The sequence below is a fragment of the Treponema sp. B152 genome, from assembly GCF_024181665.1.
Classification (GTDB): domain Bacteria; phylum Spirochaetota; class Spirochaetia; order Treponematales; family Treponemataceae; genus Treponema_B; species Treponema_B denticola.
The window spans coordinates 2683225-2696479 of record NZ_CP058668.1 but is presented as its reverse complement, the minus strand read 5'-3'; the positions used below and the strand labels follow the sequence as shown (position 1 = coordinate 2696479).

Sequence of the window (13255 nt, the reverse complement as noted above, 5' to 3'; positions counted from 1 at the left end):
TCAAACGTTTGCGTGGTTCCAGTATTGATTTTTTTCGGAGCGACGGCTTCGGGAAAAACAAGCTTAGCTTCCGAAATATTTTCTTATAAACATTCAAAAGATTTCTCAAAAGAAGGCGGAATCTCGGCTCTTTCAGCTTGTGCAGAAATTATAAGCGCCGACTCGGTTCAGGTGTATAAGCATATGCATATCGGCTCGGCTTCTCCTTCCAAAGAAGAATTGGATGATCTGCCACATCATTTAATCGCCATAAAAGACCCTTCCGAAGAATTTTCGGCAGCCGATTTTGTAAAAGAAGCCGATAAACTTTGCCCCGAAATATATAGGCGGGGAAAACTTCCGGTCTTGATGGGAGGCACGGCTTTTTTCTTAAAGAATTTTCTATACGGCCTTCCCGTTACGCCTACAGCCGACCCTAAAATCCGCGAGCATTTTCAAAAACGAGCAAAGGAAGAAGGAGCCGGCATTCTTTTGGAAGAGCTAAAAAAAATAGACCCCGAGACGGCAGAGAGGCTCCATGTTCATGACGAATACAGAATAATAAGAGCTCACGAAGTTTTTGCCGCTTCAGGGAAGCCTTTAAGCTCTTTTGCCCTCCCCGAAAACCCAAGAGAAAAATACGAGTTTTTTATCTTAAGCATCGAAAGAACCCGCTCCCTTTTATACGAAAGAATCGAAAAGAGGGTCGATGCTATGTTTGCCAAGGGCCTATATGATGAAGTAAAAAAGCTTTATGAGATGGGCTATACAAGCGAAAGCCCCGGACTTAAAGCCATAGGTTACAGGGAATTTTTCGATGAAAATAAGCGTTTAAAACCGGAATCGGACTTGGAGGAAGTCTCGGCCATTATAAAACGAAATACCAAGCACTATGCCAAGCGTCAAGAAACCTTTTTTAAAACAATCCCCGATGTTCACCGCTATTTTATAGAAGATGAAGCTGAAATATCAAGGCTTTATAAGGACGTTTGCGGGTTTTATGAAAAACTATTAAAATGATTATGAGTGCTAAAAAAGTGGAATGATTTATTTGACAAGGCTATTATTTATAACTTATTATGCCCCTTAAATTATAACAAAAAATGACTTTTTTGCACTTGCCTTTTAGCCTATTACAAACACCCAAAACTGGCTTTTTTTGAGCCACATTAAAGCAAAATAATCATCTACCGATATAAGAGCTAGGGTTAAATAAATATGAAAAAACATTTTATAATTTTATTCTTTAGTTTAATAATAATTTCGGCATATACTGCCGAAACTTGGTTATCAGCTGAATATCAATATGGTTTTTCTTTTTTAAAAGGAGAAGATTTGAGCTATGAAAGCCATCCTGATGAAAAGGCGTTTAGAGTTAGTGGCCATGGTTTTAATATCAAAACATATGTTTTTTGGAACAACCAAAACATAGGATTATTTATTAAAACAAGTTTAGATTTACCATATTTTTATAATACTTATAATCAAAATTACTATCGACACTATATTGGTATTCCTTTATCATTTGGAACTGGTGTAGGGTTTCGTCATGTTTTATCAGAAAAATCTAATATTCATTATGCTGTAGGACTTGATCTTAATTTTAATTTATTTTTTACAAAACTTAAAGATTCAAATTTTCCAAAATTTAATACAAAAATATATTCACATCAAGTTACTTTTCGTTTAATCTCAGATATAGGATATAAATATAATATCAATAACAATATATACCTTAATACTGGAGCTAATTTAAATTTTGCTTTCGCAAAACATATTAAGCAATCTAGCAAATCAGATTTAAATAATAATATAACCTCAAAATGGGCTAAAGGATTCTTTTCTTTTGAGTTTTTGCCATACTTTGGAATAGGTTTTATTATTAACTCAAGGTAGTAATTTCTTGCAGTCCATCCTTTGTTTTTATTTTAAAAACTGAAGCAAACTGTGTATTTATTGGGACTAACATTATATTTCTTACCCTCTTATGAAAAATTCTAAGAGGGGATGGAAAAACTGTTTCAGCCGGAGTATAAGCCTTGCCGTTGGTTCCCGCAATTCTCATCCCGCTACCTATATATGGGTGTTCATAAACGGATACAGAGTCTACACTAAATGTTCCATTTTTAAGCAATTTAAATCCTGGTTCGTTTAGATTATTAAGGATATATTCCATTATTTGTTGAAAATAATTATTTTGAGAGATAAAATCACCTCCATATCTTCTACTTTATGCAAGCTCCAATTCACAATCGGTATATCTTCATAAGTCTCTTCTTTTAAAAATTGCAATTTTATTTATTAAAGATGTTCTCATAGAGATGAAAAACTTGGGTAAAACTTATTGAACGTCTCTTTCCTCACCTTCAGCTTCTTCTTTGGAGGTAGGCGTTTTTTCCTTTATTGGCTTAGGCTGTTTCTTTTTTATAGCAAAACGCCTCGGTTTTTTCTTATAGCTCATTACATAAAAAATAAAGCTTAAAATAAGACCGCAAACAATGGTTACTCCGATCACTATGGGGGAGAGTACAACATTTTTTATAACATAAAAAAAATCGGGCGAATTCATATTTCTTTTATCGGAAAAACTTATAAAAACTTTTAGAAGCTTCTCTCTTTGCAGCTTGTCAAAATGGGAGATTCTTAACCTTATCAATAAACCGTTCCCCTTATTTTATTTGCATTTTTAAGGGAAAGTTTAAATGTTTATGGGAATTACTTTAATCTATAATAGCAAATGTTTTTTCCGGAGCCTTCTCTTTTCAATTCACCGGCTGATACTAATTTTCGGAGTCCACCCTCGATAGAACTTATACTCAGAGAAGGACAAAGCTCACGAATATCCTGCTTAGTAAATCGGCCAATCTTATTTAGAGCGGCACGTCTTACAGTTTCAAGAGCAGGAAGTTTTATTTCTACTAAAGCGAAGCGGTCTGCAAAATCTCTATAGGCCGCAAGAACCGTTCCAAGCAAGTATTTGATAAAAGGAACAACATCTTCTTCGCCTTCATGCCAACCAATCTGAGCTCTACCAAGTGCGTCATAATATAAATCCTTGTTTTTTGCAATTTTTGCTTCCAAAGAGATATATTTTCCTACATAAAAGCCGTTTCTGTATAACAGAAGAGTTGTCAGCAGCCGGCTCATTCTTCCGTTACCATCGTTAAAAGGATGTATGCAGAGAAAATCATGAATAAAAACAGGAATTGCTATTAAGGGCTCCACTTCCATATTTCCAATTACTCGGTTATATTCTTCACAAATTTTATCCAACGCCTCCGGTGTCTCAAAGGGAGCAAGCGGCGTAAATAATGTTTCCGCATGATTATCCGAGTATGTAACAGTGATATAATTCTGTACACTTTTTATTCTGCCTGCCATTGGATTGTTCATATGACTATACAGAATCTTATGGAGCTGCAGAATATAGTTTTGGGAAAGAGGAATCACATCAAAACTTTCGTGAATTATATTTAATACATCACGGTAACCCGCAATTTCTTGCTCATCACGATTTTTAGGTGTTGTTTTCTCTTTTACCAACTGCTTGATACGAGTACTTGTTGTTACAATACCTTCAATTGCATTCGATGCCTCTGTACTTTGTATCTTTGCAATCTCGACCAGTTTCTCTAATTCTTCAGGACGTTGTTTCAAGTACATTTCCTGTTTTCCGGCTTCTTTATATATTGCAGCAATCAGACCAAGGGTGCCGGAATCCCACTTTTGATTTTTGATTTCAGAATAATTAAATGGTCTCATTGTTTTGCCTCCGATATTTTCCCTTAAATTATAGCAGAAAATAAGGGTAAATTCAAGTCAATTTAGATATTCATTCTTGTAACTGTTATATTCTTCAACCGCCGGATAAAGGCTTTTATTTTGCAATTAAAAAGAAATTTGAAAAAAAACTAAAAAAAACTTGACTTTTACTCAAAAGAGGCTTAGAATGTATTCATGGAATTTAAAGATGCATTGAAACCCGATTCTGTAGATTTAAAGGATGTTATAACTCCTGAAACCATTAATCTGCACTTAAAAGGGACTACAAAAGAAGCTATTATTGATGAGTTACTTGATACGCTTGTAAAAGCCGGAAAAGTAAAGGATAGGGTTGCTACAAAGGCTTGCGTTTTAGATAGAGAACGCAAGATGTCTACAGGTATGAAGCATGGCATAGCCATACCTCATGGAAAGACGGACTCTGTAAGTGATCTCGTTGCCTGTATAGGCATTGCAGATAATCCGGTAGACTTCGATTCTTTGGATCAAGAACCGGCCAGAATATTTATTATGACTCTTTCCCCTCTGGATAAGACAGGGCCCCACTTGCAGTTCCTTGCACAGATAAGTTTATTATTCAAAAGTGCAGAAAAAAGAGAAGAACTTCTAAGGGCTACAAACGAACAAGCCGTCATCAAGCTTTTAATGGAAAGCGACGAAGAGTAACAGGTTAAAAAGCTTTGAATAATGGTCTATGCCGGACTTGGTACAGACCGTTATTTTTTGCTCAACTTATTTTTTGCTCCATGAACCGCTGTACCGGTTGACAAATTAGCAAATTTAACACATATTATTAACATGGCCCATAAAAAAGAGAGTTTTTTCCAAAAAATAATAGGTTTATTTATGTCCTCAGAGAGTCCCGAGGCCGTCAAAAGACGTAAATTAAAGGATATTGCAAAAACCATAGGAAAAACCAGATACAGTAAATGGTATAAATCTAGTTCTCAAGAGGTATTACCCCAAGCGGCACAATTTTTTTACAGCATTTATAAGGTCGTAGGCCCGGCCCGGCCCCTTTTAGCAGGAGCAGCTTCTTCAAAGGTTTTAAAAAACGTTACTGTAGAGAATTCTCTTTCAGACAAACAAAGAAAGTTAATTGAAAATTTATCCGAAGAATCAATAATAGAACAATCAAAAAATACAAATGCCGAGGTCCTCGCAGAAAAGGTAAAAAAGGAATTAAAAACCTTTATAGGTGAACTTGATTCCAATCAAATACAAAAAATAGATCTAAGTTACCAACATCTTGATGCCTTTATTCAGTTTGTCCTTTTCGATTATTATTTTTTACTTCGAAAATTCGATTCCAACTTTATTGAAAATAATTTCAACTATACCCCCAACTTTCAGGCAATAAGGGGAGAATATATTTCCGAAGACTTAAAAGATTTTGCATCGGTTTTTTATCAGTTAAGTTTCGATACCGACTGGAATCTTATCTTCGATATAATAAAGACCTATAAAAACATTCAACCGGTTCATGCAGGCCAATGGAAAAAACTTTTAGGAGCTTTAGGCGACCTTCGCCGCTCACGGGCTCTCGAATATATTATCCAACATATTACCGAGGATATAATTTACACGGTTGAAACTACCCCATTTACCGAAAAAGTAACCGATACCTACGTATCACAAATTAAAACAAACACCCAAAACGTTATCCATAAACTCATCGAAGAGCAAAGATCATCAAAGGTTGCGGTTTTAATAAACAAAATATTCGGGGAGCAAGTCATCTCCGGCATGAAAAACTACGTCATCGATGCAAACCGAGCTTTTACAAGAAGAGGATTATCGGGATATATCTATGCCGAAGAAATGAGTTATCTAAAATCTTTTTTAATAGAATATGTAAAAACGGATATACGGGCTCTGTGCGACCTATTTTTAGTACGGGGAAATTGGGGAGGCTTTGCCGGCACTACAGCAGATTTCTCCAATAGTTTTCATGCAATAATGCAAGTAACTTCCAAAACAATAGAGTTTGATGATAAACTTTCCGAGGTCTCCGATATAGGAGTAAAGTTCCGAACCCTTCTTTCCAGAATGGAAAGAGAAAAGGAAGCAGGACGCCAGGCCGCAAAACTTCTAAATGATGTAAACGAAACAGCCCTTAAGCTTATAAATATTTCACTAAAACATATAATAGTGATTGGCAATAACTTTAAGACAATCATAGCCGATTATGACAAACCCCGCCGTGAATTAATTCAAAACTGGAAAGAAATTGAACAAAATTCGGAAAGGCCTGTAAGAGAATGGCTTGTCGAAGCCTACAAAAAAATCTACGATTTTACCATGCTAATGCAGCTTTTTATAAAAAAAGAATAAAAAGCTGCATTACAAAATATCTCCCTATATTTAGTTTATATCATTATAGTGGGCTGGCCTGTAGCATCCAGTGCATCACGCCACAAAGAACTTTCAGGGTTAACATATTTCCTTTCCGAAACAACTTGTTCAATCGGCAGATGCACAAATTTATTGTTTACAAGCCCTATAAGGGTGCGGGTCTTCCCTGCCATAGCAGCATGAACCGCATTGTTTCCTAAGCGTTCGCAATAAACCGAGTCAATGGGAGCAGCAATTGAAGATCTAATCTGATAACTGGGATCAATGTATTTTAAGTTTATGTGCATCCCGATCTTATCAAAATACTCGGTTATTTCTTTTTTCAAAAACAAACCTATATCCGCAAGTTTTTTGTTTCCTGAGGCATCCGTTTCTTCTTCAATATTCATTAAATGCTGACCGGCGCCTTCGGCTGCAACAATGAGGGCATAACCATTTTCAATAAGCTTTTTTTCCAAAAGCTTTAAAAAACCGTTTTCGCCGCCCAATTCAAAGCGGACTTCGGGTATAAGAACAAAGTGCGCCTCATGACAGGCAATAGCCGTATGGGTTGCGATAAAGCCCGACTCCCTTCCCATGAGCTTTACCAAGCCTATACCGTTGATTTGAGAACTGGCCTCCATATTGGCCGCTGCAACAGATTCGGTAGCCTTTGCAATAGCCGTATCGAATCCGAAAGACTTTTGTATAAAAGAAAGATCATTATCTATCGTTTTGGGAATACCTATTACAGAAATTTTTAATTTACGTCTTTCAATTTCTCTTGAAACTTCGAGAGCTCCTTTTTGCGTACCGTCACCGCCGATAAAAAATACCATATTGATATTCATCTGCTCGATTCCGTCTACTATTTCGGTGACCCTTGTACCTCCGCCTCGCGAAGTGCCCAAAAAAGAACCTCCCGTTTTATGGATTCCGTTTACTGCTTCAGGAGTCAATGGAACGGGAGAAAACCCATATTCGGAAATAAATCCCTTATATCCGAATTTTATACCGCTGATTCGGCGGACTCCGTACCTTGTCCAAAGACAGCGTACTATAGCCCTTATAACATCATTTATACCGGGGCATAAACCTCCGCAGGTAGCAATTGCAGCATGTACATAGTTAGGGCTAAAGTAAATCTTTTGACGAGGCCCGGCCTTTTCGATAATGTCGGCGTGAGTTAAAGGCTCTCCTGTTTCACCCAAGGAGGCATCCAAATTATATCTTATAAATTCGTTATCGGTAACATAGTTTGCAATCAGATCTCCGTGTGTCTCCGACAGCATAATAGGAGACTGTATTTTACATTCTCCCAATGAAGGAATGGAAAAGTCCGTTTTTTTCATAATAACCTCCTAACTCCCGTTCAATGAATTATTTAATTTTTCTCTTTAAAAGAAAAATCGTTTCTTGCGTCAATTTATCGCCTTCTTTTATGTCCATTCTTTTAAACATACCTTGAGGAACTTCAAGAGCATAGCGTACGGAATAAGTACTTTCGACTGTTTCCAAACTATAAGGCGTCATATCGTATATTTCTTTAATTATACCGGAGCTGTCAATAAAAGCAATTGAAAGAGGGTGAGGCGTGTTCTTCATCCAAAATCTTAACTTAGTATCTTCCTTATACAAAAAAATCATTCCCGTACCTTCAGGGATAAGCTTCCGCTCCATAAAGCCCCTTTGCTGCTGGGCAGGAGTGATTGCAAGTTCCACACTTATTTTTTCGATATTTTTCTTAACGGATTCTTCGGTTTTTGCTTCTTTATTTGTTTCTTCTGTCTCTTCTCTTGAGATTTTTTCTATAAAGATATCTTCAGTTTCCATTTTATTTTGAGAAGAGCACGAAGCAAAAAAACAAAGCATTAAAAATACTATTATAACCTTTTTAAAAATCATTTATAAATTCCTCTCGCAAAATATCACTGTAGGCCTTATCGGTTTGACTTTTTTCCAAAAGCTCATTAAATACCTTTAAATCAATATACTTTATTGCCAGAGGGCGCTCTAAAATCATTGAAACGGTTTCGTTTTTCCAAATAGCCCTTTTTGGGTCTATACTTAAAGGCTCTCCGTATTTTGAAGTCAGAGCAGAATACATCGAATAATAATCTATCTTGTCGGTATCCATCTGGATAATAATAATATATAGGTTGTCTTCATAAAACTGGAACCAAGCCCTTTTAATATTGCTTGAGCCCCTTGTTTCAATAAGGCTTCGGTTTTTACCGGGTAAAAGCGAAATATCCCTTTCTCCCCGATATCCGAATATAGGGTCTTTTAAAAGGGCTTCTTTAACAGCATCCATATTCATTCCGAGGCTTATTTCTCTATATCCGGCAGGAAGTTCAGCAAACTCAGGCTTCTCTTCTTTTTTTTCGGTTTCAGTTTTTTTAAGAATTTCTTTATTGGACTCTGCTTCTTCGGAAAAAGCAAAGCCTATCAGAATAAAGACTATACAAAAAAATAATTTTTTCATAATGCGTTTCCGTTCTACCAATATCCGCCGCTCTTTGCACGGGCATTTATACGGGATTTTTCAATTTCCTGCATCTTCTTAAAGTAGGCGGCCTGCTTTGAAAGCTCCAACTCGTCCGTTATGGAAATTTTAGATCCGTCACATCTTACTATCGGTTGTTTTAAAAATTTTGTAACGGCCTCGGATACTTCTTCTTTGGGTATGCCGCACATATTTGCCAACTCGACGGGGCCGAAGTTAAAGGTATGGTACTTGCCCTTTACCGGTTTAATTCTGGATTTTTCAAGCTGAATAGCAAGCATATCATACATTTTTTCGACATGGTCTTTGATAAGGGTATTGGCAAGCTGCTTGTACATTGCCCAAATTCTATCTGCAAAGGTAGTTGTAAGACGGGCAATCAGCTGCGGTTGAGTTGAGACCATTTGATTAAAGTTTTGGCGGTTTACAGCTAAAAGCTGACATCCTTCTTCGGTAACAATAGCACTTGCAGAACGTGGTTTATTTTCCAAAAGGGCCATTTCGCCGAACATATCGCCTTCTTTTAATACAGCCAACAGAACTTCATTATTATCAAGAATCTTTGTTATTTTTACATGACCTTTTTGAATAATATAGAGCTCGGTTCCGGATTGACACTCACAGAAAATCATGTGTTCTTTATCGTAGAGCCTTATCATTTGGTTTGTAGGAGGTTCAAGAACTTCCATAGGGATTTTTACCCCCATAGCCTTGATAGCCATAACCCTTTTTTGAGCTGCGTCGGCAAATTCACCCTTGGGCTGAGCCTTTAAATAATGATAATATGCATAAAGGGCCAAATCAAATTTGGACATCCTCAAATAATATTCACCGATTGTAAAAAGATGGGAAATGCCGGTTACAACATTCCGTTTTAAAGTAATGCGGGTTAGGGCCTCATCCAAATAACGCATCTTTTTTGAAAAAGAATAAATTATCTTCATTGCAACGGAAGTATTCTTTTCAATCAGATGTGGGAACTGACCATATGGAACTGAAATTAAAAGCGCATCGGTCAAAGCAATAGCCGTTTCGATTTGGGTATGCCCGGACATACAGGAAACAACACCTAAAAAATCTCCCGGCCCCAGAACATTGCCGCCTTCTTCAGCAACTACCTCATCTTCCTTTGCGACTTGCACCTTTCCGCTTTGTATAATATAAAAATGATCGGTATCCGACTTTCCTTCTATGAGAATATATGAGCCTTTTTTAAAATTCAAAAATGACAGCTGTAACAAGTTTTAACCTCTCATACTTTGTGCATTGATAAATAGAAACATTGCACATTTATAGTATATTTTGAAAAAGTCGAATTGTCAACCTACTTACCTAAAATACTTTATTAATTATTTTCTTCCGATTGTATTTTTACACCTTTTTTGATAGAATAGGCAAATGAGCACCTTTAAAAAAATTACCGATTTTATTGAATCCAAAACAAACGATATTATAGGATTGGAAAGGCTTTTAACCTCCATTCCTGCCATGGCTCCGGAATCCGATGGGGACGGAGAATTAAAAAAATGTGAAGCCCTGGAAAAATATTTAAAAGAAGCGGGTTTTAGCAATTTTGAACGCTTAGATGCCCCTGATGAGAGGGTTTCTTCAAAAATACGCCCTAATCTGATTGTTACCATTCCCGGAAAAAACGATAAGGAAAGGCTCTGGATTATGAGCCATCTGGATGTTGTTCCGCCCGGAGACCTGTCCAAGTGGGAAAGCGATCCTTGGACTGTAATCGAAAAGGACGGAAAACTTATAGGCCGCGGAGTTGAAGACAATCAGCAGGGCCTTGTTTCTTCGGTTTTTGCAGCCATGGCCTTTATTAAGTTGGGAATCACCCCGGAACATACTATTAAGCTTTTATTTGTGGCCGATGAAGAAGTCGGCTCCCAATACGGTATAATTTACCTCCTCAATAAGCACAATCTTTTTACAAACGATGATTTGATTCTTGTACCAGATGGAGGCGATCCTAAGGGAGAAACGATAGAAATAGCCGAAAAAACCGGCCTTTGGCTAAAGGTTATTACGAAGGGCGTCCAAACCCATGCTTCAATGCCTAACACGGGCAAAAACGCCTTTGTTGCAGCCTGCGACCTTGCCCTCCGCTTAAACGACTTGGAAAATCATTTTAACAAAAAAGACGATTTATTTTCGCCTAATTATTCAACCTTCCAACCGACTAAAAAAGAAGCCAATGTACCGAATGTAAACACAATTCCGGGAGATGACGTTTTTTATGTAGACTGCCGCATTCTTCCTTCTTACGATATAAACGAAGTCTTAAAAGAAATGCAAAAAAGAGCTTCAGAGGTTGAAAAAAAGTACGGAGTGGGTATCAGGTTTGAATATGATGAGCCTGAGGCTTCCCCTGCAACACCTAAGGATGCGAAGATTGTAAGCCTTCTTTCATCTGCCGTAAAAAAGGTAAAAGGAATTGAAACCTCTACGATAGGAATAGGAGGCGGAACGGTCGCTGCCTGTCTGCGCTCTAAGGGCTTTAATGCCGTTGTTTGGAGCTCCCTTGATGACAGCTGCCATCAGCCCAACGAATATGCTTTTATAAAGAATATCATAAGCGACGCAAAGGTTATGGCAGCTATGATGTTCGGTGTCGAAAATATTTAAAGAGCAAAAACTTAAAATATGAGCGAAAAAAATTGGAGGGAATTTTCGGCCGCTGAAACAGCAGATTTTGAGCAGCCCGTCTTAATTTCCTCCGCTTTTCAAAAACTGATAGAAGAAGCAGAGCCCGAAGACTCAAAGGCCCTCCGCCTCCAAGTTGAGCCTTCAGCCTGCGAAAAAACCGTATGCTCTTACGAAACTGCCGACCCTCTCGGCGAGAAAAAATACTGCATCACCCCCTATCTTGTTCATCAATACGAAAACAGGGTACTTCTTATAACGACAGGAAAATGCCTTTCATATTGCCGTTATTGCTTTAGACGGGGTCTAACCGCCAGATCTCAAAGCTATATTGGAGACAGAGAATTAAAAGAAGTTACGGACTACATCAAAAGCAAGCCTCAGGTTACGGAAATCCTTGTTTCAGGCGGAGACCCTTTAAGCGGAGGTTTTAAAAAGCTTGAAAAGGTTTTGGACGGCCTGAGAACAATAAAGGAAGACCTTTTGATAAGACTGTGCACGAGGGCTCCGATATTTGCACCCGAACTTTTTACTGAAGAACTTTTGAACCTGTTAAAAAAAACAAAACCCCTATGGCTTATTCCTCATATAAACCATCCCGCAGAGCTTGGAGCAGAGCAAACAAATGCCTTAAATGCCTGCATTGAAGCCGGTATACCCATTCAAAGCCAAACGGTTCTTCTAAAAGGTGTAAACGATAATGAAAAAACTTTGATTAAACTTTTTCATAAGCTTACCTGCATGGGCATAAAACCGGGCTATCTTTTTCAGTTGGATCCTGCAGCCGGGACCTCCCATTTCCGTGTTCCCTTAAAAGAGGCCTTAGAGCTTTGGGAAAGAACCGAGCCGAAACTTTCAGGCCTATCCCGTCCTCAGTTTGCGGCGGACCTTCCGGGAGGAGGAGGAAAATTTTCTCTTTCGGCTCTTATTTATTCCAAAAAAATCATCGATCAAAAAGAGGATTCAAGTTTTAGTGCCCTTGGTGCGGACGGTGTTATACATAAGTATACATATTAATGTATACAAAAATATACAGCAATTATTAAATATTTGATTTTCCGATTTAAAATCTTCATAAAATTGTAATAAGTCCATTATTTACGACTAAAAAGTTGATTATCTTAGCACGTTTTTTGCTTACTAAATTATGAGGTAATAAATTATGACGGAAAATCTGCTTTTACAATACATTAAGGATAGCAAAAAGTATCCTCTTTTATCAGCCGAGCAAGAAGCAGAATTAGCCGATGAAGTAAAAAAAGGTAATACAGAGGCTATAGAGGTTCTTGTTACATCAAACTTAAGGCTTGTAATAAAAATGGCTAAAAAGTTTAGCTCAAATGAAAACCAAATTTTGGAACTCATTCAAGAAGGCAATATGGGCCTTATGAAGGCGGCCTCTAAATTTTCAAAATCGTTTAAAGTCCGTTTTTCAAGCTATGCAGCTTGGTGGATAAAACAATCTTTTATAAGATACTTAAATTCTGCCGACAAAGTTATAAAACTTCCCGTAAGAAAAGAAGCCTTAATCCGGCAAGTACACAAAGAAGAAGAAAACTATAAAATAAAATACGGAATTTTACCTTCTTATAGCCAGCTTGCAGAAATAATGAAAGAAAAAGTAGATATTATCGCTCAGATAAAATCTTTTAATTATACCGATATATGCAGTTTAGACGATCCGGTTGATAACGAAAGATCGGCAAACCTGTATGATTTTATTCCGTGTAATACCTATAACCCCGAAGAAGAGTTTATAGATAACGAATTCAAAGAAAAATTAAATAAGTGTTTGGAAATACTTAATGACCGCGAAAAAGATGTTTTAAGAAACCGATACGGTCTTGACGGTACTATGACCTCGACCACCTTTGCCGTCTTAGGAAAAAAATATTCAATCTCGGCTGAATCCATCCGTCAAACCCAGCTGAGAGCCCTAAAAAAATTAAGAGCCGATACGAATAAGATTAAAGCAATGGTCTCGGTATAGCTTTTCTTTCC

13 protein-coding genes are annotated in these 13255 nt (G+C 37.3%); 7 read left to right on the top strand and 6 right to left on the bottom strand.

Going from position 1 to position 13255, the window contains the following annotated elements:
* The first annotated feature begins 12 nt into the window (after window positions 1–12).
* Together miaA and HYB91_RS12655 are read left to right on the top strand one after the other, a co-directional pair.
* Window positions 13–999 carry a tRNA (adenosine(37)-N6)-dimethylallyltransferase MiaA gene (gene miaA, locus HYB91_RS12660; RefSeq protein ID WP_002676327.1) on the top strand — a complete coding sequence of 329 codons (987 nt, stop codon included), beginning with the start codon at window positions 13–15 and terminating at the stop codon, window positions 997–999.
* 198 nt (window positions 1000–1197) lie between these two features.
* A complete protein-coding gene (locus HYB91_RS12655) occupies window positions 1198–1875 on the top strand; it encodes a hypothetical protein (RefSeq protein ID WP_002676328.1) in 678 nt (225 codons plus the stop codon).
* A 445-nt stretch (window positions 1876–2320) separates the two neighbouring features.
* On the opposite strand, the gene HYB91_RS12650 is transcribed toward HYB91_RS12655, so the two are convergent.
* Complete coding sequence (locus HYB91_RS12650; protein ID WP_080612172.1) at window positions 2321–2635, bottom strand: hypothetical protein; 315 nt, start codon at window positions 2633–2635, stop codon at window positions 2321–2323.
* Window positions 2636–2694: 59 nt separating this feature from the next.
* Window positions 2695–3741 (bottom strand): Fic family protein, encoded by a 1047-nt coding sequence (locus HYB91_RS12645; protein ID WP_002676333.1) that lies wholly within the window; start codon window positions 3739–3741, stop codon window positions 2695–2697.
* 195 nt (window positions 3742–3936) lie between these two features.
* Between HYB91_RS12645 and HYB91_RS12640 the strand changes: the two genes are divergently transcribed.
* On the top strand, window positions 3937–4428 hold the full coding sequence (locus tag HYB91_RS12640; RefSeq protein ID WP_002666808.1) for a PTS sugar transporter subunit IIA: 492 nt from the start codon (window positions 3937–3939) through the stop codon (window positions 4426–4428).
* 180 nt (window positions 4429–4608) lie between these two features.
* Window positions 4609–6096 carry a DUF5312 family protein gene (locus HYB91_RS12635; RefSeq protein WP_002676334.1) on the top strand — a complete coding sequence of 496 codons (1488 nt, stop codon included), beginning with the start codon at window positions 4609–4611 and terminating at the stop codon, window positions 6094–6096.
* Window positions 6097–6131: 35 nt separating this feature from the next.
* On the opposite strand, the gene HYB91_RS12630 is transcribed toward HYB91_RS12635, so the two are convergent.
* From HYB91_RS12630 to HYB91_RS12615, 4 genes are read right to left on the bottom strand one after another with little or no spacing between them, the layout of a single operon-like run.
* Window positions 6132–7448 carry an ATP-dependent 6-phosphofructokinase gene (locus tag HYB91_RS12630; RefSeq protein ID WP_002676336.1) on the bottom strand — a complete coding sequence of 439 codons (1317 nt, stop codon included), beginning with the start codon at window positions 7446–7448 and terminating at the stop codon, window positions 6132–6134.
* 28 nt (window positions 7449–7476) lie between these two features.
* The gene (locus HYB91_RS12625) at window positions 7477–8001 is read right to left on the bottom strand and encodes a DUF192 domain-containing protein (protein ID WP_002676337.1); all 525 of its coding nucleotides are present in this window, start codon (window positions 7999–8001) and stop codon (window positions 7477–7479) included.
* On the bottom strand, window positions 7991–8581 hold the full coding sequence (locus HYB91_RS12620) for a hypothetical protein (RefSeq protein WP_002676341.1): 591 nt from the start codon (window positions 8579–8581) through the stop codon (window positions 7991–7993). The genes HYB91_RS12625 and HYB91_RS12620 overlap by 11 nt, the downstream gene beginning before the upstream one ends.
* Window positions 8582–8595: 14 nt before the next feature.
* Window positions 8596–9843: a Crp/Fnr family transcriptional regulator gene (locus tag HYB91_RS12615; RefSeq protein WP_002673293.1), complete on the bottom strand. Its 1248-nt coding sequence runs from the start codon at window positions 9841–9843 to the stop codon at window positions 8596–8598.
* Window positions 9844–10000: 157 nt separating this feature from the next.
* Between HYB91_RS12615 and HYB91_RS12610 the strand changes: the two genes are divergently transcribed.
* From HYB91_RS12610 to HYB91_RS12600, 3 genes are all read left to right on the top strand, one after another.
* Window positions 10001–11236: a M20 family metallo-hydrolase gene (locus HYB91_RS12610; protein WP_002676342.1), complete on the top strand. Its 1236-nt coding sequence runs from the start codon at window positions 10001–10003 to the stop codon at window positions 11234–11236.
* A gap of 18 nt (window positions 11237–11254) precedes the next feature.
* Window positions 11255–12271, top strand: a complete 1017-nt coding sequence (locus HYB91_RS12605; protein ID WP_002676343.1) for a KamA family radical SAM protein — start codon at window positions 11255–11257, stop codon at window positions 12269–12271.
* Window positions 12272–12416: 145 nt separating this feature from the next.
* Window positions 12417–13244 carry a sigma-70 family RNA polymerase sigma factor gene (locus HYB91_RS12600; RefSeq protein ID WP_002673287.1) on the top strand — a complete coding sequence of 276 codons (828 nt, stop codon included), beginning with the start codon at window positions 12417–12419 and terminating at the stop codon, window positions 13242–13244.
* Window positions 13245–13255: the final 11 nt, after the last annotated feature.

What these genes read in the sequence shown, in the direction of transcription:
- HYB91_RS12655 (WP_002676328.1), top strand. Translation starts at nt 1,198, where the DNA reads ATGAAAAAACATTTTATAATTTTATTCTTTAGTTTAATAATAATTTCG.
- HYB91_RS12645 (WP_002676333.1), bottom strand. Translation starts at nt 3,741, where the DNA reads ATGAGACCATTTAATTATTCTGAAATCAAAAATCAAAAGTGGGATTCC.
- HYB91_RS12640 (WP_002666808.1), top strand. Translation starts at nt 3,937, where the DNA reads ATGGAATTTAAAGATGCATTGAAACCCGATTCTGTAGATTTAAAGGAT.
- HYB91_RS12635 (WP_002676334.1), top strand. Translation starts at nt 4,609, where the DNA reads ATGTCCTCAGAGAGTCCCGAGGCCGTCAAAAGACGTAAATTAAAGGAT.
- HYB91_RS12630 (WP_002676336.1), bottom strand. Translation starts at nt 7,448, where the DNA reads ATGAAAAAAACGGACTTTTCCATTCCTTCATTGGGAGAATGTAAAATA.
- HYB91_RS12625 (WP_002676337.1), bottom strand. Translation starts at nt 8,001, where the DNA reads ATGATTTTTAAAAAGGTTATAATAGTATTTTTAATGCTTTGTTTTTTT.
- HYB91_RS12620 (WP_002676341.1), bottom strand. Translation starts at nt 8,581, where the DNA reads ATGAAAAAATTATTTTTTTGTATAGTCTTTATTCTGATAGGCTTTGCT.
- HYB91_RS12610 (WP_002676342.1), top strand. Translation starts at nt 10,001, where the DNA reads ATGAGCACCTTTAAAAAAATTACCGATTTTATTGAATCCAAAACAAAC.
- HYB91_RS12605 (WP_002676343.1), top strand. Translation starts at nt 11,255, where the DNA reads ATGAGCGAAAAAAATTGGAGGGAATTTTCGGCCGCTGAAACAGCAGAT.
- HYB91_RS12600 (WP_002673287.1), top strand. Translation starts at nt 12,417, where the DNA reads ATGACGGAAAATCTGCTTTTACAATACATTAAGGATAGCAAAAAGTAT.